The 21,339-nt window shown below is 68.3% G+C and carries 22 protein-coding genes and 3 pseudogenes; 12 read left to right on the top strand and 13 right to left on the bottom strand.

Annotation, left to right across the window (positions count from 1 at the left end):
* Nucleotides 1-90 precede the first annotated feature (90 nt).
* Together OHA03_RS35900 and OHA03_RS35895 are read right to left on the bottom strand one after the other, a co-directional pair.
* Entirely contained in the window at nt 91-936 is an 846-nt protein-coding gene (locus tag OHA03_RS35900; protein ID WP_267007786.1) for a GH25 family lysozyme, read from the bottom strand.
* A gap of 203 nt (nt 937-1,139) precedes the next feature.
* Complete coding sequence (locus OHA03_RS35895; RefSeq protein WP_267007785.1) at nt 1,140-1,346, bottom strand: integrase core domain-containing protein; 207 nt, start codon at nt 1,344-1,346, stop codon at nt 1,140-1,142.
* Here OHA03_RS35895 and OHA03_RS35890 point away from each other — a divergent pair.
* Both OHA03_RS35890 and OHA03_RS35885 read left to right on the top strand, forming a co-directional pair.
* Nucleotides 1,345-1,479 (top strand): hypothetical protein, encoded by a 135-nt coding sequence (locus tag OHA03_RS35890; protein ID WP_267007784.1) that lies wholly within the window; start codon nt 1,345-1,347, stop codon nt 1,477-1,479. The genes OHA03_RS35895 and OHA03_RS35890 overlap by 2 nt on opposite strands.
* A gap of 200 nt (nt 1,480-1,679) precedes the next feature.
* Nucleotides 1,680-2,204 (top strand): hypothetical protein, encoded by a 525-nt coding sequence (locus OHA03_RS35885; protein WP_267007783.1) that lies wholly within the window; start codon nt 1,680-1,682, stop codon nt 2,202-2,204.
* Nucleotides 2,205-2,477: 273 nt separating this feature from the next.
* Here the strand turns inward: OHA03_RS35885 and OHA03_RS35880 are convergent.
* Nucleotides 2,478-2,657, bottom strand: a pseudogene (locus OHA03_RS35880) (IS5/IS1182 family transposase); the annotation flags it as partial.
* A gap of 79 nt (nt 2,658-2,736) precedes the next feature.
* Nucleotides 2,737-2,934, bottom strand: coding sequence for a hypothetical protein (locus tag OHA03_RS35875; protein WP_267008295.1), 198 nt, complete (start codon nt 2,932-2,934; stop codon nt 2,737-2,739).
* Between OHA03_RS35875 and OHA03_RS35870 the strand changes: the two are divergent.
* Nucleotides 2,852-3,455, top strand: a pseudogene (locus OHA03_RS35870) (DUF1524 domain-containing protein). The gene OHA03_RS35875 and the pseudogene OHA03_RS35870 sit on opposite strands and share 83 nt — an antisense overlap.
* Before the next feature lie 311 nt (nt 3,456-3,766).
* On the opposite strand, the gene OHA03_RS35865 reads toward OHA03_RS35870, so the two are convergent.
* Nucleotides 3,767-3,967, bottom strand: coding sequence for a hypothetical protein (locus OHA03_RS35865; protein ID WP_267007782.1), 201 nt, complete (start codon nt 3,965-3,967; stop codon nt 3,767-3,769).
* Nucleotides 3,968-4,155: 188 nt separating this feature from the next.
* On the opposite strand from OHA03_RS35865, the pseudogene OHA03_RS35860 reads away from it, so the two are divergent.
* The 3 genes and pseudogenes from OHA03_RS35860 to OHA03_RS35850 all read left to right on the top strand — a co-directional run bounded on the left by OHA03_RS35860 (nt 4,156) and on the right by OHA03_RS35850 (nt 5,564).
* Nucleotides 4,156-4,900: pseudogene (locus OHA03_RS35860) on the top strand (IS982 family transposase).
* A gap of 338 nt (nt 4,901-5,238) precedes the next feature.
* Entirely contained in the window at nt 5,239-5,424 is a 186-nt protein-coding gene (locus tag OHA03_RS35855; protein ID WP_267007781.1) for a hypothetical protein, read from the top strand.
* On the top strand, nt 5,421-5,564 hold the full coding sequence (locus OHA03_RS35850) for a SpoIIE family protein phosphatase (RefSeq protein WP_267007780.1): 144 nt from the start codon (nt 5,421-5,423) through the stop codon (nt 5,562-5,564). Before OHA03_RS35855 ends, OHA03_RS35850 begins: the two co-directional genes overlap by 4 nt.
* 24 nt (nt 5,565-5,588) lie before the next feature.
* On the opposite strand, the gene OHA03_RS35845 is transcribed toward OHA03_RS35850, so the two are convergent.
* The 4 genes from OHA03_RS35845 to OHA03_RS35830 all read right to left on the bottom strand — a co-directional run bounded on the left by OHA03_RS35845 (nt 5,589) and on the right by OHA03_RS35830 (nt 11,100).
* A complete protein-coding gene (locus OHA03_RS35845) occupies nt 5,589-7,295 on the bottom strand; it encodes a hypothetical protein (RefSeq protein WP_267007779.1) in 1,707 nt (568 codons plus the stop codon).
* A gap of 61 nt (nt 7,296-7,356) precedes the next feature.
* Nucleotides 7,357-8,871, bottom strand: coding sequence for a sodium:solute symporter family protein (locus tag OHA03_RS35840; RefSeq protein ID WP_267007778.1), 1,515 nt, complete (start codon nt 8,869-8,871; stop codon nt 7,357-7,359).
* Nucleotides 8,872-8,911: 40 nt separating this feature from the next.
* Entirely contained in the window at nt 8,912-10,180 is a 1,269-nt protein-coding gene (locus tag OHA03_RS35835) for a glucarate dehydratase family protein (protein WP_267007777.1), read from the bottom strand.
* A complete protein-coding gene (locus tag OHA03_RS35830) occupies nt 10,177-11,100 on the bottom strand; it encodes a 5-dehydro-4-deoxyglucarate dehydratase (RefSeq protein WP_267007776.1) in 924 nt (307 codons plus the stop codon). Before OHA03_RS35830 ends, OHA03_RS35835 begins: the two co-directional genes overlap by 4 nt.
* A gap of 131 nt (nt 11,101-11,231) precedes the next feature.
* Here OHA03_RS35830 and OHA03_RS35825 point away from each other — a divergent pair, with 131 nt between their 5' ends.
* From OHA03_RS35825 to OHA03_RS35805, 5 genes are all read left to right on the top strand, one after another.
* Nucleotides 11,232-12,227, top strand: a complete 996-nt coding sequence (locus OHA03_RS35825; protein WP_267007775.1) for a LacI family DNA-binding transcriptional regulator — start codon at nt 11,232-11,234, stop codon at nt 12,225-12,227.
* A 142-nt stretch (nt 12,228-12,369) separates the two neighbouring features.
* The gene (locus tag OHA03_RS35820) at nt 12,370-14,019 is read left to right on the top strand and encodes a glycosyl hydrolase family 79 C-terminal domain-containing protein (RefSeq protein WP_267007774.1); all 1,650 of its coding nucleotides are present in this window, start codon (nt 12,370-12,372) and stop codon (nt 14,017-14,019) included.
* Nucleotides 14,020-14,108: 89 nt separating this feature from the next.
* Nucleotides 14,109-14,819 (top strand): hypothetical protein, encoded by a 711-nt coding sequence (locus OHA03_RS35815; protein ID WP_267007773.1) that lies wholly within the window; start codon nt 14,109-14,111, stop codon nt 14,817-14,819.
* 93 nt (nt 14,820-14,912) lie between these two features.
* Nucleotides 14,913-15,224, top strand: coding sequence for a hypothetical protein (locus OHA03_RS35810; protein ID WP_267007772.1), 312 nt, complete (start codon nt 14,913-14,915; stop codon nt 15,222-15,224).
* 47 nt (nt 15,225-15,271) lie between these two features.
* Nucleotides 15,272-15,547 carry a hypothetical protein gene (locus OHA03_RS35805; protein WP_267007771.1) on the top strand — a complete coding sequence of 92 codons (276 nt, stop codon included), beginning with the start codon at nt 15,272-15,274 and terminating at the stop codon, nt 15,545-15,547.
* A 248-nt stretch (nt 15,548-15,795) separates the two neighbouring features.
* On the opposite strand, the gene OHA03_RS35800 is transcribed toward OHA03_RS35805, so the two are convergent.
* The 4 genes from OHA03_RS35800 to OHA03_RS35785 all read right to left on the bottom strand — a co-directional run bounded on the left by OHA03_RS35800 (nt 15,796) and on the right by OHA03_RS35785 (nt 19,958).
* On the bottom strand, nt 15,796-16,617 hold the full coding sequence (locus OHA03_RS35800; RefSeq protein ID WP_267007770.1) for a hypothetical protein: 822 nt from the start codon (nt 16,615-16,617) through the stop codon (nt 15,796-15,798).
* Between the two features lie 346 nt (nt 16,618-16,963).
* Nucleotides 16,964-17,137: a hypothetical protein gene (locus tag OHA03_RS35795; protein ID WP_267007769.1), complete on the bottom strand. Its 174-nt coding sequence runs from the start codon at nt 17,135-17,137 to the stop codon at nt 16,964-16,966.
* Between the two features lie 437 nt (nt 17,138-17,574).
* Nucleotides 17,575-18,963 (bottom strand): IS1380 family transposase, encoded by a 1,389-nt coding sequence (locus tag OHA03_RS35790; RefSeq protein WP_267007768.1) that lies wholly within the window; start codon nt 18,961-18,963, stop codon nt 17,575-17,577.
* A gap of 314 nt (nt 18,964-19,277) precedes the next feature.
* The gene (locus OHA03_RS35785) at nt 19,278-19,958 is read right to left on the bottom strand and encodes an SDR family oxidoreductase (protein WP_267008275.1); all 681 of its coding nucleotides are present in this window, start codon (nt 19,956-19,958) and stop codon (nt 19,278-19,280) included.
* Between the two features lie 23 nt (nt 19,959-19,981).
* On the opposite strand from OHA03_RS35785, the gene OHA03_RS35780 reads away from it, so the two are divergent.
* The gene (locus tag OHA03_RS35780; RefSeq protein WP_267007763.1) at nt 19,982-21,247 is read left to right on the top strand and encodes an IS701 family transposase; all 1,266 of its coding nucleotides are present in this window, start codon (nt 19,982-19,984) and stop codon (nt 21,245-21,247) included.
* Nucleotides 21,248-21,339 lie beyond the last annotated feature (92 nt).

The raw sequence follows: 21,339 nt of genomic DNA, 5'->3' as shown, positions 1-21,339 counted from the left end.
GTTCGTGCCGTGCAGGCCGAGGGCGGGACGGGCCGCTCGACGGTCGTCAGCGGCCCGCCTGCCTGGGGGGCTGTCACCAGCTCGCGGCGGTCATGGCGTGTTGTTGGCCAGGGCCAGGAGCCGGTCGCGGGTGCCGTTGAACTTGTCGCGGTCCACGTTGCCGGAGATGCCCGACACCGTGCCGGTGCTGGTGTACTGCCACACCGTCCAGGCCGGGAAGCCGGTCGGGATCGTGGGGCTGGCGGCGGTGGTCCAGTGGGCCACCCAGAGCGGGCTGCGGGTGGCCATGCCGCTCCAGCCGCCGGTGCAGGTGTTCCACCAGCTGGGGCTGGTGTAGATGACGATGTCTCGGGTGGTCCGGGTCTTGTACGTGTTGTAGAAGTCCAGGATCCAGTTGCGCATCGCCGTCTGGGACAGGCCGTAGCAGGTGCCCTCGATGTCCAGTACGCCGGGCAGCGTGAGGTTGTCCCTGGACCAGGCGCCGCCGTTGGAGGCGAAGAAGTTGGCCTGGGTGGCCCCGCTGGAGGCGTCGGGCCGGGCGAAGTGGTACGCGCCGCGGATCACACCGGCGTGGTACGCGTTCGTGTAGTTGGAGCCGAACATCGGATCCTTGTAGCTGGTGCCCTCGGTGGCCTTGATCCAGGCGAACTGCTTGCCGGAGTTGCGCACCGAGGTCCAGTTGATCGTCCCCTGGTAGTGCGAGACGTCGATGCCCTGGACGCCGTCGGTGGCAGCCATGGGGCTGACCGAACCGGGGGCCGTTTGCGTGTTGTGCATGGTGACGCCCAGGTAGCCCGCGCCTAGCGGGATCTGGCCGCCCTGGGACTGCGCGGCCTGGGCGGTGCTGCCGGCCAGCAGGCCGAGGGTGATGGTGAGGGCGCCGAGGGTGGCGGCGGCGCGACCCAGTGGGGTTAAGCGGGATCTGGAGATGTGCATGGGGGACCTCCAAAGGTGTTGGTGGTGCGACCGAGCCCGGAGGGTGCAATGTGAGTTGTACACGTCAAAGCTACGCGCGTAAAGTGAGGCCGGATCCGCAAGGGCACGACGAGCAACCTGGCCCATCAGGAGCGTGTACAGGCTGTGCGTCGGGGAGAAGCGATGAACTGTCCCGAGTTTCGTAGCGGCCGGTTTGTGTGGTTTCAGGCGGCGTTCGTGGCGGCCCGGGATTGGTAGTGATGGGCCTCAAATTGCTCGGGCGGGAGGTAGTCGAGGGCGGAGTGCAGGCGCTCGGTGTTGTACCAGCCGACCCATTGGACGACAGCACGTTCTACCTGGTCAGCGTCCCGCCAGGGTCCTTGATGTTCGATCAGCTCAGCCTTGAACGAGCCGTTGATGGCCTCGGTCATGGCACATGTATCGCATTCCTTACCCGACCTGACGGCTGAACCCGGCGTGCAATTCTCGATCGCAGGCGGACACAGCATTCGCTACAACCGGACGGTCGAGCTGTTCCAGGCAGGCCAGTTGCCTTTGCTGTGACCGCTGTCGGTGGTGCCCGGCAGCATTGTTGGCGTCGCTCGAACCGTGACCCTCTGACCGCGGATCAAAACACGTTCAACCTCCATGGCAAACTCGTCCGGACGCGCTCTTGTGACGCGCGTAGAACTCGGGCACTATCTCCCTGCTCCACCATGCGGCAGCTCGGTCCCAAAATTGTCATGAGCAGGAGGAAACCCCCTATGTTGCACCGCCCGAAACTACGCTCGGCCCTGACCGCGCTCGCCCTCGTCCTCGGCGCCGCGTTCGCCCCCGGTATCGGGGTTCTGGGTAGCGGCGCCACCGAGGCCCACGCCGTCACCAAGCTCACGCACGCACAGGCGACGTCCATGTTCCGCTCGTCCGGCATCACCTGGTCGTCCTCCGGCGGCTGCTCCGACCGGAACAACCCCACCTGCACATCCTTCGAGCAGCTCAACCTCGCCACCGCCCAGGGGGCCCAGACCTTGAAGAGCGCCACCGGCTGCGCGCTCAACATCACCGGCGGCACCGAGACCGGGCACGCCAGCGGTACGTACTCGCACTGGAACGGCTACAAGCTCGACTACGCCAAGTCCACCTGCCTCACCAACTACATCCACAACGCCTTCAGCTACATAGGGCTCCGCGGCGACGGCGCTCCCCAGTACAAGTCCGGCTCCGGGAACATCTACGCGGACGAGGGCAACCACTGGGACGTCCTCTACTACAACTGCGGCGGCTGCTGAGCCGACAGACAGAAGTGTCCCCATCCGGCGGACGGGGGTACCTCCGGGGCTCAGAGGCCCACGCCGTCCGCCGGTTCACCTGCTCGGACACCTCCTGCGGGCGGCAAACCTTCCTCGGTCGTCGAGGAGTTGATGGCCTTTCAACGCCTCAGAACGGGCCCTTGCTGCAGGGCGATCGTCACCGCCACGGTCGCCCTGGAGCACTCCCCAGCCAAGGTCCGCATCCCTGCCGCGGATGGTTCTGCTGAGCTTGACGTTTGACTTCACTGGTCACTCGTAGGCCTTGTCGGCGTACATGCGGTGGGGCTTGAAGTACCTGTCACGGTGTGGGTCGTGCCTCGTTTCGTAACCCTCAACCATGGGTTTCAAGCCTCCGCTGTCGTGGGGGTTGGCGGCCGAGAAGCCGACGACCAGGGGCAGTCCGTTCGCGTCCGACAGCAGCGGCGTCCGGGTCGGAGTGCTGCCGCCTCTCATACCCAGAGCCAGACAGGACGGAGTTGACGTGCCATCACAAAATTTCACCGTCCGGGATCTACACGCATAGACCGCCCGGGCCCATCATGTGCGCGAGCCCACCCCCCAACTCCTCACCCTGGGTGCCAAAACCCATGCGCACCAGAGCCCGCCGCAGCATCCGCACCAGCCTCATGGCAGCCGCCACCACCGCCCTCACCATCTTCGGCACCACTCCCGCACAGGCCGCATTGCCCACCCCGGTCAGTGCTGCCACCGCCCGCTCCTACCTTGCCTCCCTCACCGTGTCAGCCGAACACTCCAGAACCGGCTACAGCCGCGACCTGTTCCCCCACTGGATCACCATCAGCGGCAACTGCGACACCCGCGAGACCGTCCTCAAGCGCGACGGCTCCAGCGTCGTCACCGACTCCTCCTGTGCCGCCACGAGCGGCAGCTGGTACTCCCCCTACGACGGAGCCACCTGGTCCGCCGTCTCCGACGTCGACATCGACCACCTCATCTTCCCTCGCCGAAGCGTGGGATTCGGGCGCCGACAACTGGACCACCTCCAAGCGGCAGGCACTCGCCAACGACCTCACCCGCCCCCAACTGCTCGCGGTCACCGACAACGTCAACCCGTCCAAGGGCGACCAGGACCCCGCCACCTGGTGGCCCTCCCGCACCACCTACCGCTGCACCTACGCCCGCGCCTGGGTCCAGGTGAAGTACTACTACGGACTCTCGGTCGACTCCGCCGAGAAGAGCGCCCTGTCCTCAGTCCTCAACGGTTGCTGACTCCCCCAACCTCACGTCGGCAGCAGTGCGTCCGTCCCGCCGGAGGCATCCGGCGGGACGGAACGACGGAAAGCCGACCGGAAATCGCGGCTGACAGCAAAGGCGCTCCGCTGCTGTGGTCGTCCGACGGCACCTGGGAACGTCTGCTGCAGCAGGTCCACGCCGCGGCCGACGCCGCAGGCGAGATGGAATGGGACGTCTGTGTGGGCAAAGCCGCGGATTCGTTGGTCCGGTCTCCCGCGTCACGGCAGTGGCCGCCACGCTTCCCACTTCGGCTTGAGAACGGCAGAGCCCCGGTGATGGACGAAAGTTCAGGTCGGGCGCCCGGTTTCGGGGAGCGGACCGTGGCCTTCGGACCAGTCGTTGACCCAGCCACAACCCGCACACGCATACCGGCCATCGAGACCCGCGATCTGCGTCCCGCACCGAGCGCACCCTATATAGGTGATCTCGGGATGCGGCAGAGACACCTCAGGCAGGCCCGACCATTCCGATTCCGGGGCAATCGCCATAATCGGAAGCTAGCCCCATGAGCGTCGACGTCCGGGGCCAAAAGCGACACCACCACACCCTCTCTACAGACGCCTGGAAATCATTACTTGCAGGCTTGCCCCGGGGGCCGTCGACAGGGTTGCCCACGAGACGATCGATTCCAAGGCATCGGCTGCGCGCATGGGACGAGGGCGTCCAACGTCAGTGTGTGAAGACAGAGTTGGACACCCTCGCGACCGCACTCTATGTGAAGACCGACGACCTGCTGAAGGCGTCTCCGCACCAACAAGCGTCTACGCAAGGGCGCCGGACTGCTTCGACGGGTCACCCGGCTGCTGGCCACTGATACCTCGGTGGGGAGTGACGACGTGTGGATCGTGGACTCCACGCCGGTGGAGTGTGGCCGTTCACGCGAGACCGTCAAGCGCTCCGACCTGGCCGGATGGGCCGAGTACGGGTACTGCGCCAGTCACAGCCGCTTCTTCTGGGGCCTGCGGCTACACCTCGTGTGCACCCTCCAGGGCCTGCCCGTCGCTTTCGCTCTGACCGGGGCCAAGGCCGACGAGCGAGAGACCTTGCTGGACCTGCTCCCAGCCGAACCCGGCCTCGTCGCCGACCGGCCCGCCCAGACACTGATCGGCGACAAGAACTACTTCGGCCGGGCCTTGAACACGAACTGGCCGAGCAGGACATCCGGCTGCCTGCTGCGGCCGGCCCGCAAAGGCGAGCCGGAGCGGCCCGGAGCGCCCCTGTTCAAGCTATTGCGGCAGGTCATCGAGTCGGTCAATGAGACCTTCAAAGGCCAACTCGATCTCGAACAACACCGAGGGCGCACGTTCGGCGGCGTCGTCGCCCGCGTCATGCAGCGAATCCTCGCGCTGACGGCCGCGATCTGGCACAAAGACCGCACTGGACAGCCCGTCTTGCGCTCACTGACCGCCTATGACCACTGACCCCTTGGAATTGATCATCGAGGCAGCCAGGAACGTGACCATGACCGCCAAAAAGAGGAATCAGACGAAGCCGACGGACAAGAACACGTCCGTCTTCTCCTATAAAAGGAAGAGGCGCCAGCAGGCCTCTCCCGGACACCGGATGCGGTTCGAGTGAGAAGCGTGAAAGGGTCATGACACGACAAGTGCAGTTGCCGCCCCTCCGGGACAGTGGGTGGCTGGCGGTCGCCGCCGCAGTCGGCGGCGGCGGCGGCGACCGCGCTCCCTCTGAGCAATAAGGTCCCCACGGCGGGGGGTGGCGGCGCAGGTCATCCTGCGACCTGTCCCCGCACGGCTGGGTGCGGGCGGCCAGCCTGTGGCTGGCAGCCGAGACAGGAGCACAGGTCGGCGGTGATCTGTACGAGGCCGTTCAGACTCGCTACGGCGTCCGGATGATCGTGGGAGACGTACGGGGCAAGAGGCTGAATGCCATGCGCGCGGTCGCGGTGGTGCTGGGCGCCTTCCGGGAGGCACTACGCGGATGACCCGGGTTCCGTTCCTGCCCGGTGACCGTCTGCTGCTCTACACCGACGGCGTGATCGAAGCCCGCAACCGGGACAACAACTTCTTCGCTCTGGCGGAAGCCATAGAAGGCATGCATGCCGACACCCCCAGCAGTTCCTGAACACCTGCACCAGCAATTGCTCCATCACACCGAAGGCCCCTTGGCGGACGACGTGGCGGTGGTCCTCATCGACCGGCTCAGCTGATCGGCTGCGGCTTCTTCGCGCGGCCGACTCGGGGACGTCAGGACCGCGGCTTCGCCGGCGGACAGGGTCAAGGTCGTGTGGTTTCCGGAAGTGTGGACCGCGGCAGGTCGGAAGCCCGGCCAGGTACCGTCGGCGGCGACCTGACGGCCGTCGATGCGGACTTGAGGGGCGTCGAGGGTCCGGTTGCCGTCCGGGTCGTACGGGGTCATTCGGTCGATCTCCGCAGCTGCGCCGGAGGCGGACACGGTGACCGTCACGGGGTGGTCGGCCTTGTTGATGAGGAACAGCCGGTGCTCGCCGGAGTCCGTCTCGACCTGCCAGGCTTCGGGCTTTCGTTCCTGCGCATCGACGGTGGTGACGTCCGCCTGGTGCAGGCCGATGGTGTCCTGGGCGAAGCGGGCGAAGAGCAGTATGGCGTAGTAGAGCGGGGCCGCGGTGGGGGCACCCATGGCCTCGGTGGGGTCGTAATCGACGGCGTTGTAGTACGCGTTACCCTCCTCGGGGGAGAAGAAGGCGCGGATTTCTGCGTTGTGGAAGTTGACGCCTTCGGCGCCGGTGGTGCAGGCGGCGTTCGCACCGGGCTGGTCCGGGGGGTGCGGGCAGGCGGTGTGGAACATCAGGGACAGGGCGTACGTCGCGGATGCGGCTACGTTGCTGACTCCGTCCGCGCCGCGGTTGGCCGCGGTGTTGGTCTCCTCGAGCCGGTAGCCGAGGCCGTGTTCGGCGGCCTTGGTGGCGTGGGTGTAGACCTCGTAGTCGAGGCTGGCCAGGTGCTCGTCGGAGAGCAGGGTGGTGGTGCTGGGGCAGCGGTAGGGCTTGTTGGTGCAGGTGCGGGCCAGCGGGTAGAAGTGGTCGGAGGCGTACGCGTCGAAGGCGCCGGCGCGCGGCTTCATCAGCGGCGCACCGGTGTCCAGGATCTGCGGCCAGCTATGGAAGTAGCGGGTGGCGGCGGTCGGGTCGGCGAGGGTGGTCCAGGGGAGGATGTCCTCGCTGGTGTTGGGCGCGATGACGGGGTATGGGCCGGTCACGGCCGGGTCGGCGTAGGTGGCGAGGTCGCCCAGGTAGCGGTCGAGGTTCGAGCCGTAGGACAGGTCGGGTTCGTTGCCCAGCTCGATGCCCGCGACCTCCTTCGCGGCCTCCCCGGGGAAGGCAGGCCCGACGCCCTGGGTGATGAAGTTCCTGGCGTGCTCGGGGCTCACCCACGGCTTGGTGTCGGTGGGCGGGGACATTGCGGTGCCCAGGACGGCGCCCCAGCGGGGCTTGCCGTGGTCGTTTCCGTCTCCGGCCGCGTCCAGGGTGGCACGGACGTACGCAAGGTCCTCCGGTGTGATCACGCGGTTGTTGTTGGGCGCCGTCGCATCGAAAGGCATCTGGTCCTGGGAGGAGCCGCCGATGCGCAGGACTCCGGTGTGCAGATTGCGCAGCAGGTTGACGAAGGCGGGCCGGGCAGTGGGGTTCATGTACCGCTCGACCAGGGACCATTCGATGCTGAGTCCAACGAAGTGGTCGGGGACTGCGCCGCCGCGGACTGAGGTTGCGGCCGTATGCACCGGGGCGTCGGCGCCAGCCGGGCTCACGGTGGCCGCGGCGACAGTGGCGGACAGGGCGAGAGCACAGGCGAGAACGCGTGCGCCGGGGCGTTTCATGGGGGCTCCTTCCGGGGTGGACAGGCCCGGGGGCGTGCCCCGGGCCCCGCGCTCTCCTGCGTCAGTCGGCGGCCACCGGTACGGGCGCCTCGGTCGCCGCGCCCTGCGGACCGTCGGAGCCGATCGCAGCGACGATCGCGTCGGCCTCGCCGGAGGGCTCCGGCTTGACCAGACCCACCCCCATGTAGACGATCAGCGATGTCACCAGGGGCGTGGCCACCAGCCAGGTCTGGTTGGCCGGCTCGATGCCGTACGTGAGCAGGAAGTACGCCCCCAGCCCCAGCGCCCACGAGGCGAGCGCCGCGATCGGCCCGCAGCGCCGGAAGGCCGGCAGCAGACCGAGCAGCATCGGGATGGAGATCGGGCCCATCACGGCCCCGACCAGCTTCACGATGATGCCGAGGACCCCGCCGAAGTGGTCGGCCTGGATCGCCACGATCATGCTGATCGACACGAAGGCGACCGTGCACACCCGCGCCGCCAGCAGCCCGGCCTCGGCGCTCATCGAGCGGGCCCGCCGCGAGACGACCGGCATGATGTCGCGGGTGATGACCGCGGAGATAGCATTGGCGTCGGACGAGGCCATCGCCATGGTGTGGGAGAACATGCCGGCCAGCGTGAGGCCGATAAGGCCCATCGGCAGGTACTGCTTGGCCATCAGCGCGTAGACCTGCTGCGGGTCTGCGACGTGCGGCATCAGCACCCCGGCGGCCACGGACGGGAAGAGCAGCACGGCCGGCCAGATGAGGTAGAGCGCGGCGGACAACAGGGCCGAGCGGCGGGCGCCACGGGCGTTCTCGGTGGCCATGTAGCGCTGGGCCAGGTTCCACATGCCGCCGTTGTACTCGAACAGCTTGATGACGATGTACGCAGTGAGGAAGCCCGCGGTGTACGGGCCGACGAGCGGGTGGGTGTGCCCCTCGGGGAGCTTGTCCCACATCCCCCCGAGCCCGCCGTGGCCGTTCAGCTTCACGATCACGGCGATCAGCATGGACAGTGCGGCGACCCCCTGGATGACGAACTGGCCGAAGTCGGTGAGCGCGTCCGCCCACAGCCCGCCCACCGTGCAGTACAACAGGGTGACGACGCCGGTGATGAGGATTCCGGTCGTCATCGACATGCCGGTGAAGACGTTGAGCAGGATCGCCACCGAGGCCCATTTGGCGGCGACATCGAAGACCTTCAGCAGCGCACCGCTCCAGGCGAGCGCCTGCTGGGTCGGGATGTTGTAGCGCTTCGCCAGATACTCCAGCGGGGAGACGACGTTGAAGCGGGCCCGCAGCCGGTTCCAGCGCGGCGCGAAGAGAAACGCGCCGACGCCGGTTGCGAGGGCCAGCGGCACGAAGGCCCAGAAGTAGACGGTGATGCCGTAGCTGTAGGCGACGGCGGCGTACGCGACGAAGACCGCCGCGCTGTAGCCGGACATGTGGTGCGAGATGCCGGACAGCCACCACGGCATCCGGCCCCCGCCCGTGAAGTAGTCGCTGACGCCGCTGATCCGCTTGTGGGACCACACGCCTATCAGCAGCATCACCAGGAAGTAGCCGCACAGGGCTACCCAGTCGAGCCAAGCCATGAGAACTCCTTAAGAGCGGACTGCGGAGGGAAGCGGCCACCTACCAGCGCGGCGAGCGGAGCCGGTAGTCGGAGTGGAGGCGTTGCATGTATCCGGTGTCGTCGCGGTTGCGCAGCCCGCACGCCAGGTACTGCTCGTGCAGGCGGGCCAGCGCGTCCCGGTCCAGTTCGACACCGAGACCCGGGGCACGCGGCACCCCTACCGCGCCGCCATCGAAGGTGAGCGCTCCCGGTGCGATCACGTCCTCGGTCTTCCAGGGCCAGTGCGTGTCGCAGGCGTAGGTGAGGTTGGGGGTGGTCGCGGCGAGCTGGACCATGGCCGCGAGGCTGATGCCCAGATGGGAGTTGGAGTGCATGGACAGGCCCAGCCGGAAGGTGTCGCAGATGCCGGCGAGCAGCTTGGAGCGGTGCAGGCCGCCCCAGTAGTGGTGGTCGGAGAGCACCACCTGCACCGCGTCCTGGGCGACCGCAGGCGCCACCTCGTCGAAGGCGACGACGCACATGTTGGTGGCCAGCGGCATCGGCACCTCGCGGGCCACCTGCGCCATCCCGGCCTGCCCGGGTGTGGGGTCCTCGAGGTATTCGAGGACGCCGTCGAGGTCGGCGGCGACCTTGAGCGAGGTCGGTACGGACCAGGCAGCGTTGGGGTCCAGGCGCAGCGGATGCTCGGGAAAGGCCGCGCGCAGGGCGCGGATGGTCTCGATCTCCTCCTCGGGCGGCAGCACGCCCCCCTTGAGTTTGATGGCGGAGAAGCCGTACTCGCCGACCATGCGACGGGCCTGGGCGACGATGCCGTCGGCGTCCAGGGCCTCGCCCCAGGAGTCGGGGTCGGCGCCGGGGTGAGCGGCCCACTTGTAGAAGAGGTAGGCGCTGAACGGTACTTCGTCGCGTACGGCGCCTCCGAGCAGGTCGGCCACCGGGCGGCCGGCGGTCTTGCCCTGGATGTCGAGGCAGGCGACCTCGAAGGGCGAGAAGACCCGGTCGGTGGTGGAGCTGGAGGTGATCATGCCGGTGAGGCCGTGGCCGTCGGCGCCTGTGTCGCCCGCGAGTTCGGCCGCGATGCGCTGGTGCATCGTGCCCAGTGCGTGCACGTCCATGCCGGTGATCGCGCGGGCAGCGACGGCGAGGCGGCGCAGGTGACCCTCGTCGGCGTATGTCTCGCCCAGGCCGGTGAGGCCCTGGTCGGTGGATATCTCCACGATCGCCCGCAACGCATACGGCTCGTGCACGCCCACGGCGTTGAGCAGCGGTGGGTCACGGAAGGCGACCGGGGTGAGGGTGACTTCGGTGATGCGCAGCCGGTCCGTCATCGCACACCGGCCTCGTCGCACACGGCCAGCCCGGCCTCGGTGATCCGGCGCAGCTCCGCCAAGTGCTCCGGGGTGGGGTCGACCAGCGGCGGGCGGACGCCGCCCACGTCGAGGCCACGCTGGCGTACGGCTGCCTTGACGAGCGCGACCGCGTATCCCGGGACCTTCTCGCGCAGGGCGACGAGCGGGTGGAAGAACCGGGACAGCAGGGCCTCGACGAGCTCGTCGTCGCCGTCCCGTACGGCGTGGTAGAAGGCGAGCGAGATCTCCGGAGCGAAGCAGAAGACCGCGGAGGAGTACAGGTCGACGCCGATCGCGCGGTGGGCCAGGACCGTTGCCTCCGCGGTAGGCGTGCCGTTGAAGAACTGGAACGGCTTACCGCCCAGTTCGCCGCGGACCGCCGTCACCATGCGCGCAAGGTGGCCCAGGTCGCCGATGCCATCCTTGAAGCCGCTGACCTGTGGGAGGCGGGCGGTGGCGGCCGCCGAGGCAGGGTCGAAGCGGGCGTTGTCGCGGTGGTACACGATCAACGGCAGCTCGGTGGCGGCTGCCACCGCCTCGACATACGCCACAAGGCCGGCGGCCGGCGTCTGCACGAGATAGGGCGGGAGAAGGAGCAGGCCGTCCGCGCCGCCGTCCCGGGCCGCCCGGGCGAACTGCCGGGCCAGGGGCAACGCACCGCCCGCACCCGCGTACACCGGCACCCGGCCGGCAGTGACCTCGACGGTGACGCCTACCACCTCGGCGTACTCCTGCGGGGCCAGAGCGTGGAACTCCCCGGTTCCGCAGGCCGTGAACACGCCGCCGGGACCGGCCTCAAGACCGGCCTCCAGGTGCTTGGCCAGCGCGGCCGTGTCGAGCGCGCCGGAAGCGTCGAAGGGGGTGACCGGAAAGAACAGCACGCCATCGAGATGCGGCATCACGAAACCCCTCGAGCCGACAGAGATGTGCATGTATGTGAACGAAGATTATGTTCAGGAATGCTGGACGTGGACTCTAGGGAACGGCTCCGGGATGGGGCAACCCCCTTGCATGGGGTTAAGGTCCTGGCATGCCCGAGGTGACCCGCAGGCCGACCATCGTCGACGTCGCCCGTGTGGCCAGGGTGTCGACCGCGACCGTCTCGCGCGTGCTCAACGGCAGGCGCGTGACGGACCCCGAGCTGATCCGTCGGGTGCGACTCGCGGCGGCGGAGTTGCACTACCGGCCCAGCGGCACCGCCCGAAATCTGCAGGCCGGGGTGACCCGACTGATCGGCGTCGTCGTGCCTGACCTGCGCAATCCGTCGTTCTCCGAGCTGCTGGGCGGGCTGGCCGATGCGACCGCTGCCCAGGACCACCGGCTGCTCGTGGCCGACGCCAAGGAGAGCCCGGACGAGGAGCGGACGCTGATCCAGGAACTCGCCCTGCACTGCGACGGCTTGGTGCTCTGCTCGCCGCGGCTGGCGCTGGACGACCTCGCACGGTTCGGCCGCGGCCCGCTCGTGTGCACCAACCGCTCGGTCGGTGATCTGCCCATCAGCTCGGCCGGAGTGGACTCGTACGCGGGCATGGCCGAGGTCGTGCGCCACCTCGCCGGGCTCGGCCACCGGCACATCGGCTACCTCGCCGGACCGCCGACCTCCTGGTCGGACGCAGAGCGTCAGCGCGCCCTGGGCGACACCGCCGCCGGCCTGCGGATCCGGGTGACCGTGGAGCCCGCAGGATCCACCAGCGACGACGGCTATCGCGCGCTGCCCGCGCTGGTGGCCGCCGGGGTGAGTGCCGTCGTGGCGTTCAACGACCTGGTGGCCATCGGGAGTCTGGCTCGGATGCGCGAGCGCGGTTTCGATGTGCCAGGGGACATCTCGCTGGCCGGGTTCGACGACATTCCGGTCGCGCAGTTCCTCGCCCCGCCGCTGACGACCGTACGGCTGCCGACCGAGGAAGTGGGCCGCCGCGCCTGGGACCTGCTGTGGAACCAGCTGACGAAGGCGGGCCGGACCGGCACGGTCCGGCTGCCTACCGAACTCGTGGTGCGGGCTTCGACGGGCGCGGCCCGGGCTTGAGCCCGACCGGCCTCAACTGCCGTTTGTGTCCCAGGCATTGACAGACCCCTCGGAGGGGCTGCAAGGTCCACCAGCGAGAAAACGTTTACTAGGTGGATCTTGCTCGTCGAGACGCATCAGCCCGGTCCAAGGAGCCCTCACCATGCGTATGCGCACCTCGCCCGCCACGCTGTTGCGGCCGGCCGCCCTGGCGGCCGCCGCCGCTCTCTTCGTCTGCGCCGGCCAGGCCTTCGCCGACCCGGCGCCGGGGCCGGGGGCCGGGCAGACGGCCCGGTCGGCGACACCCTTCGCCCTGGACGCATCGGGCTCTGCGTCACAGACCCGGCTGAAGGTCGGCATGCAGGGCTTCTCCGTGGAGTCGGCGGACTTCGCGCACGGCTATCTGACCAAGGACCTGCTCGCCGAGCGGCTGAAGACGCTCGGCGATCACGGCGTTCTGCGCCTCGGCGGTTACTCGATGGACCTGGTATGGCCGGCCTTCGGCACGTTCAAGGACAACCCCGCGCCGGCGCAGGCCATCGGCGGCACCGCCGACCAGGCGGACCTCGACGGCCTGAAGAAGCTGCTGGACGCCACCGGGTGGAAGGTCACCCTGGGCGTACCGCTCAAGTCCCTCATCGACCCGGCCAAGCTCAAGAACCCGGCGAAGGACCCGGCTCCGCAGGTCACGATGGACCAGGTGGTAGCAGAGGTGAAGGCCGCGCACGCCACGCTCGGCGACGACCTGCTCTCTGTCGAGGTGGGCAACGAGTACGACAACGTCACCACGCTCACCCCGGCCGAGATGTGGTCCACCGTCAAGCATTACCAGGACGAAATCGACACCGCGCTGCCGGACACACACCTGAAGATGACCGGGCCGTCGGCGAACACGGCAGTCACCAACTCCACCATCAACGGGTTCACCGATGCCGCCCTGGCCGACGGTCCCGACGCCCCCCGGCGTACCCTCGCCGAACTGGCCTCGCACCTCTACGCCGGCAGCCACTGCGGCACGTCGACCGCCACCATGCCGCAGCTCATGTCCGCCGGCACCTACCTCACCGCCCGCACCAAACTGCAGGGCATCAAAGCCGTCGGCGACCGGCTGCACCACACCGTGCCGATGACGCTCAACGAATCCAACAGCGCCTCCTGCAGCGGCCAGCCCGGAGTGAGCGATGCCTACGGATCGTCCCTGTGGTCGCTCGACTATCTCCTGGAGACCGCCCAGAACGGCGTCAGCCGACTGCTCTTCCACACCAACACGGCGGCCGTCTGCGGCGACTTCAAGCCACGCGACTCCGCCGACTACCCCATCTCGTACCGCTACTACGGCGCCTTCTGCGCCGCCGACCAGTCCGCCCTCGACACCCACCAACTGTCGGCCTCTGCCCTCTACTACGGCCTGTGGACCTTCCGCCAGCTTCCCCAGGGCCGCTTCGTCGACCTGGCCCTGCCGGACGAGGACCTGGGCAAGCTGCGTGCGTACGCGATCAGGGGCGACGACTCGAGCTTGAGCGTGGTGCTCATCAACGTCCAGGACCCGACCGCCACGGACGCCACCGACGACACGGTCACGCTGAAGCTCCCCAAGGGCTTCCGCTCCGGTCGGCAAACGACCCTGGCCAGCTCCGCCCCCGGCGGCCTCACCTCCCTGGAAGCCGGCGCGATCACCCTCGGCGGCAGCTCCGTAACCCCTGCGGGCACCCCCGACCACACGCCATACAGCGAGCCGGTGCACGTCGGCGCCAATATCTCGGCCATCACTGTGGCCCCCGGCACCGCGCAGATCGTCCGCTTCTCCCGCTGAGCCATTGGCCGGCTCTCCGCTACGGCCATGCGAGCCGGCGGCTCACCGTGGGGCACGTTCCTGCCACCCCTGCCAAGGAGAGGATCATCATGAGCAGAACGCACCAGCGCAGAGGGCTCCTGCGCCGCCACGGGCGGATCACAGCCGTGCTGGCCGCCGGCTGTGCCGTCGCCGGACTGCTGACCATCAGCACCACCGCGCAGGCCGCGGTGAACCGCTACGTCATCCAGCCCAACTCCCCCAAGCCGACAGTGTGCAACAACAGCGGAACCGTCCCGGCCGGCACCTGGCTGCAGAACATGCCCTGCGGCTACTGGATCGGCACCGCCATGGCCGGCTCGTCCTTCGATGTCCACCAGACCAACCCGAGTAACTACCACTACGGCCGAAACTACGGAAACAACAACCTCTGCGCCTGGATCCCGCCCGGCGCACTCAGCAACAACCCCACGGCCTCGGTCCCGGAGTCCTGCAGCGACAGCACCAAGGACGCGCTCGGGCACCGCCGCTCCTTCGGCTACGACTTCAACGCCGCCGCGCACGCGGCGCAGGACGGCACCTCGATCACAGTCAACCCGGGCTGCGGGGCGTACTTCAACTACTACACCTCGAGCTCCTACACCGCCGGCTCGCTGCGCGACCCGGCGGGCACGCCGAGCAGCACCGTTGCGTACCGCTACACCACCAACGGCTCCAACCCGGCCATCGCAGTACGAGACACCGGTCTGGGCTGGGTGTTCATGGACCGCGACTGCGTCACCGACTGGCGCGGCATCACCTTCTACAACGACAACGACTGAAGGCCCGCGCCGCGCGGCTGGGTGTCCGCGGCGCGTCTCGCTGAATTTCGCACCCCCACACACCCCCCACGCACCCCCACCTATAGGAGAAAAATGTCGGTACTCGCGCGGTTTGCAGCGGCTGTCGCCGTGGCCGCTCCTCTCGCCCTGACGGCACCAGCGGCCGATGCTGCTGTGGTTCCCACTCACGCGATCATCGTCTGTCAGAGCGCAAGCTTCTACGCGAACTATGACAGTGCGTCCGGCCCCACCGGCCTCCTGCGCGTCCTCCCCTACGGGGACAAGGTCGGCCACACCCCCGGAGTCCACCCCGTGTACAACGGCTGGGCGGCGACCTTCGACTTCGGCCCCAACGATTGGGGCTATGTACGTGAGGAGTGCATAGGAGGTTACGGATCATGGTGAGCCTGCGCCGTGATGCAAAGGCATCGCGCCGGAGCGTGAGGTCCCGGGTGGGTTCGGGCGCTCTGACCCTCATATGCCTGACCACGCTCGGGGTCGGGCTGACCGCGGCCCCGGCCCAGGCGGCGAACGGTATCCCCGGTGTCCGGATGACGGTCTGTGCGGACAGCCTGTACGTGCGGACCGATCCCGGCGGGGCCTGGATGGGCACACTGTCCTACCCCCAGACCTTCGATGTGAAGAGCGTCAGCGGTGACTGGGTGTACGGCTTCGCCTACGGCAACGTCAACCGCAACGGCTGGGTGCAGAACGGATGGTTCTGCTGAGGCCTGAGTAGGGTCCGGGACTGGTGCGGTGGCTGATGCTCCGTTCCAGTCCCCGCCGCTTCAAGTGAAATGGGCCGCCGACGAGGTGCCCGTGGTTCGGGTCCTTTTCCGACGGCCCGGGTGCCCGTATCGCCTTCGACTGCCCAGCGCTGGCGTCGAGGCCGCGGACCGTTCTAAGGGCGGTTCTTCGACGGGTCCGACGAGCTGGCTCTCCGACCGGGGCTCAGCCCACCGCGGTCGCCCCCTCGTCAGTCGCTCCCCTTGTCGTAGGGCAGCACACCTTCCGCTCTCGGGATGGGAACGTGGCCGCCGTCGGCTCGAATGTTCGCGACAAGCCTCCCGAGTTCGGCCAGAGTGTCCTCGCCGAGCAGCGAAGGGTTCGCCTCGAGCATCAACGCGACGTACTCCCCGATGCGCTGGGGCGTGAGGTCGTCCGTCGCCCCCACCTCGACCGGACCGTCCTCCCCCTCGTCCACGACCCGGGCGTTGCGCACCAGCCGTAGCTGCCCATCGCTGTAGATCCTGGCCATCACCGCAGCAGACAACCGCTCCCGCGCCTCTGCGCCGCTCATGGTCTTTCTATGATCGCCTGAAACGGTGACGGCTTCCTGCAGGTCCTCTGCGACCTCTGCCCGGCGGTCACTGGTGCGACTTCGCACGCTGGTCCACTTCGCCTTCACGGATGGGAGCGCCTGGTCGTTCCACTTCGTCTTCATTGCCGGAAGCGCTTGTTCGGACCACCACTTCCTGACGTGCGGCGCGGCCTTCTCCGCCACTTTGAGGCCGATCTGGAAGACGACCTCGGCGAGGAACTCCGCGTTCTCTCGACGCTCCTGCTCCCGGGCCTCCGATTCGTACTGGTCAGAGTCGGGCCAGCCCTGCGGGCACGCTGCCACCGGATCCGGCTCGTTCTCCTCCTTCAAGAAGATCTCGGCATTACCCCTCTCGTTGGTGTTGGGGTCACGTGTCATGCCGCGATGAGCGCCCGCGGTCTTACTCGACCGCGTGAAACGCGCACCCTTGCGGACTCTGACAATGGCCTCGTACTCGTCGTACTCGCTGCTGTCCATGCCCCCCGCCTTCGGCCTGCGGCCGCCCCCCGCACCCCGGGAGCGAGCCCCCGACACTGTATGCCCGGGCGCCGACCGTCCGGCCCCGGTCGGTGAAAGGTCACCTCCGCGGGGGCAGAGGGAGCGTGGGGCCAGCCAGGCCGGGTTCTGATGAGGTGTACGAGCGGGCCGTGCACGAGCCCAACGACCTCGTCGGGGAGGTCCGTTGCGCGGTCGAGTACGGAATGCACGATCCCGGGACTCGGTGGAGATGGTCTGCGCGGCGAAGGAGACGACCCAGGCTGTGGTGACCGCGCTGTCGAGCCCGTGGTCCCTCTACACCCCGCAGGACGCCGCGACGGTCACATCAGGGCTCTTCGTCCAGCTGCAGCACCACGCCGACGCCCTCCAGGAGTTCGGACGTGCGAGTCGGACGGATTGCCGAGCGCGGCGAGGCGGAGCTGCCCGCCCCGGCCGTGCCCGGGCAGCCGGCGAAACGTCCCGCGGGAATGGCCTCCGCACTCTGGACGCCGGGCGGCACGCCGCGAACGCTGGCTGGGTAGCTGACGATGTCGGCCCCTTCGTCCTCCGTGGCGTCAACGTGCTGGGCTGCGGCGGGAGAGACGGGAGGTCTGTTGCTTGGCATTCAGGGCCTCGGCCCGTCGGTTGGCTCCACTCCAGAGGCAGCCGGACCATCAGCTGCGAGCGCGGCACGACAGCAGAGATCACTCCCACAGAGGGCAGACCACAGCCCACCGAGAAAGGGAAATTTCGCGATGATCACTACAATCCGAAACGATCACTACATTCGCAGCTCAGCCCGGATCCACCGGCTTGATTGTGGTGTGATCGGTTCGGGGTCGTGCAGGGCGTGTCGGGGCTGAGTTGCGGATTCGGGCGTGGGGTGGCCGCTGGTCTGCCCAGCCTTTCCACTTTCCGCAGGTCTCGGGCCCTTTCGGGCAGGTCGGTCAGAGAGTGTCAGAGGGCTGGTGGCGCGTGCACGATGCTGAAGAGTTGGGTGAAGTCCGTGTTCCAGGGCCAGCGTTCGGGCAGGTGCAGGGTGAAGCGCCGGGCCGAGCAGGCCAGGCGGGCGGGCACGTTGATCAGGTGGTCACGGATGGTGGCGGTGGTCGCTCTGGCATGGAACGTGCCGGCCAGCGCGCCGGCGGCGCGGGTCAGGTTGTGCGCCAGGGCTGCCAGGGCGAGCCACGCGGCATTGGCCTGGAAATGCCCGGAGGGCGCGTGGGCGAAGGCGCTGTTCTTGACATCCGCGATCACCTGCTCGACGACGGCGTGCCGGCGGTGATCACGCTCGGCATCGTTCAAGGAGAGCGGGGAGTCGGTGAACGCGGCGTGGTAGCGCCAGGCGTCAAACAGCGTGCCCTGTCCGGCGGGGACGGCTTCAGCGCTCAAGCGTTTGACGCGGCGCACGATCAGATGGGCGGTGACCTGCTGCTTCTTCGGCTTGGAAGTGAAGGCGGTGTAGCCGGTCTCGGCTATCTCGGCGTCGGAGATCCAGCATCGACCCTCCTCGTCCCAGACCGCCTTGGGGTACTTGATCGGCGTCCAGGCGTCCTCATCGATACGGGCGATGGCGGCCTTGACGGAAGCGTTCATCCGCACCGTGATGGAGAACCGCGCGCCCAGCGCCCGGCAGGAGTTGACAACATCGGCGCTGTAGAAAGCCGAGTCCGCGCGCATCACCAGCAGGCCACTCGCGCCGCAGGCGCGAGCGGTGCGGATGGTCTCGGCGACGAACGCTGCCGCCCCGCGCGCGGAGTTCGATGGTCCCTTGCGCAGCCTCGTGGCGGCGATCACCGGGGCGGCCAGGGGTGTGGAGACAATACCGAGCAGCGCGTTCAGGCCCTTGACCTTGCTGTATCCGTAACCGGCGCCCTGCTTGGCGTAGCCGTAGGTGCGGCGGATGGTGTCATCGATGTCTACGTAGGCGACCTGGTCCGCGCCGGGCAGCAGCGGGGCGTGAGGGGCCAGTGCGGGCAGGAACCGGCGGGCCACGGCGTGCAGTTGCTTCACATGCCCGTGCGTGAAGGAACGCAGAAACGACCCCAACGTGGACGGGGCCCGCACACCGGAGAACAGGCGGCCCATCGCGCCGTGCCGCAGCCGGTGCATGTCATCGATGCTGTCGGCGCCCGCGACCATGCCACCCACCAGCGACATCACTTTCGCCGCGGGGAAGGCACCGGTGCCGTCCTTCGAGGCCGGCAGACGGATGTGCTCCCCGACCAGCGCGGGCAGACCACACCGCTCGGCCAACCGCACCACCGGCTCCAGCCCGCCGCACGCGATCAGGTTCGGGTCGTCGAACGCGGATGAGACCGCCGCTGCGGCATGGGAAGATTGCATCTCGGAAGTGCCTTGCTGATCGTGCCTGATGTGGTCCTAGAGAAACCTCATCATCGCAGGTCACAAGGCACTTCTTCGTTCCCCGAGAAACTGTCCACAGACCTCAAGCCGGTGGATCCAGGCTCAGGTCACGTCGATGTGGCCGATGCCGCTCCCGTCTCAGAGCGGCGCAGCGGGTTCGTCACTCCGCTCGAAACAAGGGCACTGACGACACGAGGTCTCGCCCCCGCAGTGTAAGCACCCGCTGTCCACGATCAGGGGGGAACTTCAGCGTCCGGTTGCGCGGCCGCGAGAGCCTGGTCGACGCAGTCGTGTCAGGTGACACGCAGTCCGCCGTCGACGAACAGGTCGAGGGCGTTGACGCCGGTGTTGCGGAGGAGGAAGTCGGTGGCATCGACGACCTCCGCCGTGGTCACGAGGCGTCCGATAGGGGTCCGCGCCAGGTGGGGGTGCTCGGGCGCGTCGCGCCACTTGGGGCTGTCTCCCACGACGCCCGGATGGATCGCATTGATGCGGTGGGGTGCGATTTCCACGGCCAGGGTTTTCACCAGACCGGTGATGCCGCTGTTGAAGGCAGTCACCATGGTGGAACCGGGGTAGGGACGTTCCTTGGCCAGGCCACCGAAGAGCACGACCGACGCACCGGGGTTGAACCGGTCACGCAGGGCTCGCACGGTCTCGGTGTAGCCGACCAGTTTGGTGGTCACGGACTCGATGGCTGCGGCAATATCGAAGTCCGCGAGGGAGTTGACGCCCTGTTTGGCGGCGGTGATCACCAGGTTGTCGACGGCGCGCACATCGCCGAGCGCCGCGGCGATCGTCTCCGGCTGAGACAGGTCGACGGCCAGGCCTCTGGTCACGCCGCCGATCTCGCCGGCCACCGTGTCGGCGTGTGTTGTGGTGCGGCTGGTGATGAGGACAGTGTCGCCACGGTCGGCGAATCGCTGGGCTAGTAGGGCTTGGTCAGGTCGGTTGTGGTGGTGCGTGTCCTGCAGGTCCGGTGTGGCGTTGAGAGTGTGTGACTCCGGACGAGATTGCTGTGGTGCGTGGCGAGTTGGAGACGTTCGCGGCGGAGGTGTTCGAGCCGTTTGCGCGAAAGGATCAGCGCCGGTGGGGGCAGGTATATCTGCGGGGGCTGCTGACCGACGGGCAGCGTAAGTCGGTCGAGCCGATGGCCGCCCGGCTCGGGGAGGACGGCAATCGTCAGGCACTGGCCAACTTCATCACCACCAGCCCCTGGGACCCCGCGCACATCCGGGCCCAGCTGGCCTGGCGGATGGAGGAGGCGATCGGGCCGGAGGCCCTGGTCTTCGACGACACCGGGTTTTTGAAGGACGGGACCGCGTCGGCGTGTGTGTCGCGGCAGTACACCGGCACCGCGGGCAAGGTCACCAACTGCCAGGTCGGCGTCTCACTCCACCTCGCGTCCGACCACGCCTCGGCGGCGGTCAACTGGCGGCTGTTCCTGCCCGGGACATGGGATCCCGCCTCACCGAAGGCCGATGCGGGCAAGGTCGCCCGCCGTGCCGCCTGCGGCATCCCGGACGATGTCGGGCATGTGGAGAAGTGGCAGCTGGCCCTGGACATGCTCGACGAGACCCGCTCCTGGGGGATCGAGGTGCCGCTGGCCGTCGCGGACGCCGGATACGGCGATGCCGCCGCGTTCCGGCACGGACTGCAGGCCCGCGGCCTGAACTACGTGGTGGGGATCTCCACCACGCTGTCGGCCCAGCCCGCCGGCGCGGTGCCGGTGGCCGAGCCGTACTCGGGGTCCGGACGCCCGCCGGTGGCGAAGTATCCCGACAAGCCGCGGCCGGTGAAGGAGCTGGTCATCGCGGCGGGCCGGAAGGCGGCCAGGCCGGTGCAGTGGCGGGAGGGCTCCCGGCCCGGCACCGGCCGCTCGGGCCGCAAGCGGATGTACTCCCGCTTCGTGGCCTTGCGCATCCGGCCTGCCGGACGCGAGATCCGCCAGGCCACCGACGGCCCGGAACTGCCGGAGTGCTGGCTGCTGGCCGAATGGCCCGCCGGTGAGAGCGAGCCGGTGCAGTTCTGGCTGTCCGACCTGCCCTCCGGCATGCCTCTGACCACGCTGGTCCGGCTCGCCAAACTCCGCTGGCGCATCGAACACGACTACCGGGAGATGAAACAGGCCCTGGGACTTGCCCACTTCGAGGGCCGCACCTGGAACGGCTGGCACCACCACGTCACCCTCGTCTCCGTCGCGCACGCCTTCTGCACCCTGCAACGACTGGCCCGGGCCCCAAAAGACGCGGCGCCGGCCTGAGCCTCTACCAGGTCGTCCGCGAGCTGCAGATACTCCTCGCCCTCTGGACCGGTGCCTGCCCCACCTGCCACCGCAACATACCCACACCGATA

It is taken from the genome of Streptomyces sp. NBC_00154, from assembly GCF_026342835.1.
GTDB lineage: Bacteria > Actinomycetota > Actinomycetes > Streptomycetales > Streptomycetaceae > Streptomyces.
This window is presented reverse-complemented; position numbering and strand designations above follow the sequence as displayed.

Excerpts from the sequence above, each read along its gene's own strand:
- OHA03_RS35900 (WP_267007786.1), bottom strand. The coding sequence starts at position 936 with ATGCACATCTCCAGATCCCGCTTAACCCCACTGGGTCGCGCCGCCGCC.
- OHA03_RS35890 (WP_267007784.1), top strand. The coding sequence starts at position 1,345 with ATGGCACATGTATCGCATTCCTTACCCGACCTGACGGCTGAACCCGGC.
- OHA03_RS35895 (WP_267007785.1), bottom strand. The coding sequence starts at position 1,346 with ATGACCGAGGCCATCAACGGCTCGTTCAAGGCTGAGCTGATCGAACAT.
- OHA03_RS35885 (WP_267007783.1), top strand. The coding sequence starts at position 1,680 with ATGTTGCACCGCCCGAAACTACGCTCGGCCCTGACCGCGCTCGCCCTC.
- OHA03_RS35865 (WP_267007782.1), bottom strand. The coding sequence starts at position 3,967 with ATGGCGATTGCCCCGGAATCGGAATGGTCGGGCCTGCCTGAGGTGTCT.
- OHA03_RS35850 (WP_267007780.1), top strand. The coding sequence starts at position 5,421 with ATGACCCGGGTTCCGTTCCTGCCCGGTGACCGTCTGCTGCTCTACACC.
- OHA03_RS35845 (WP_267007779.1), bottom strand. The coding sequence starts at position 7,295 with ATGAAACGCCCCGGCGCACGCGTTCTCGCCTGTGCTCTCGCCCTGTCC.
- OHA03_RS35840 (WP_267007778.1), bottom strand. The coding sequence starts at position 8,871 with ATGGCTTGGCTCGACTGGGTAGCCCTGTGCGGCTACTTCCTGGTGATG.
- OHA03_RS35835 (WP_267007777.1), bottom strand. The coding sequence starts at position 10,180 with ATGACGGACCGGCTGCGCATCACCGAAGTCACCCTCACCCCGGTCGCC.
- OHA03_RS35830 (WP_267007776.1), bottom strand. The coding sequence starts at position 11,100 with ATGCCGCATCTCGATGGCGTGCTGTTCTTTCCGGTCACCCCCTTCGAC.
- OHA03_RS35825 (WP_267007775.1), top strand. The coding sequence starts at position 11,232 with ATGCCCGAGGTGACCCGCAGGCCGACCATCGTCGACGTCGCCCGTGTG.
- OHA03_RS35820 (WP_267007774.1), top strand. The coding sequence starts at position 12,370 with ATGCGTATGCGCACCTCGCCCGCCACGCTGTTGCGGCCGGCCGCCCTG.
- OHA03_RS35815 (WP_267007773.1), top strand. The coding sequence starts at position 14,109 with ATGAGCAGAACGCACCAGCGCAGAGGGCTCCTGCGCCGCCACGGGCGG.
- OHA03_RS35810 (WP_267007772.1), top strand. The coding sequence starts at position 14,913 with ATGTCGGTACTCGCGCGGTTTGCAGCGGCTGTCGCCGTGGCCGCTCCT.
- OHA03_RS35800 (WP_267007770.1), bottom strand. The coding sequence starts at position 16,617 with ATGGACAGCAGCGAGTACGACGAGTACGAGGCCATTGTCAGAGTCCGC.
- OHA03_RS35790 (WP_267007768.1), bottom strand. The coding sequence starts at position 18,963 with ATGCAATCTTCCCATGCCGCAGCGGCGGTCTCATCCGCGTTCGACGAC.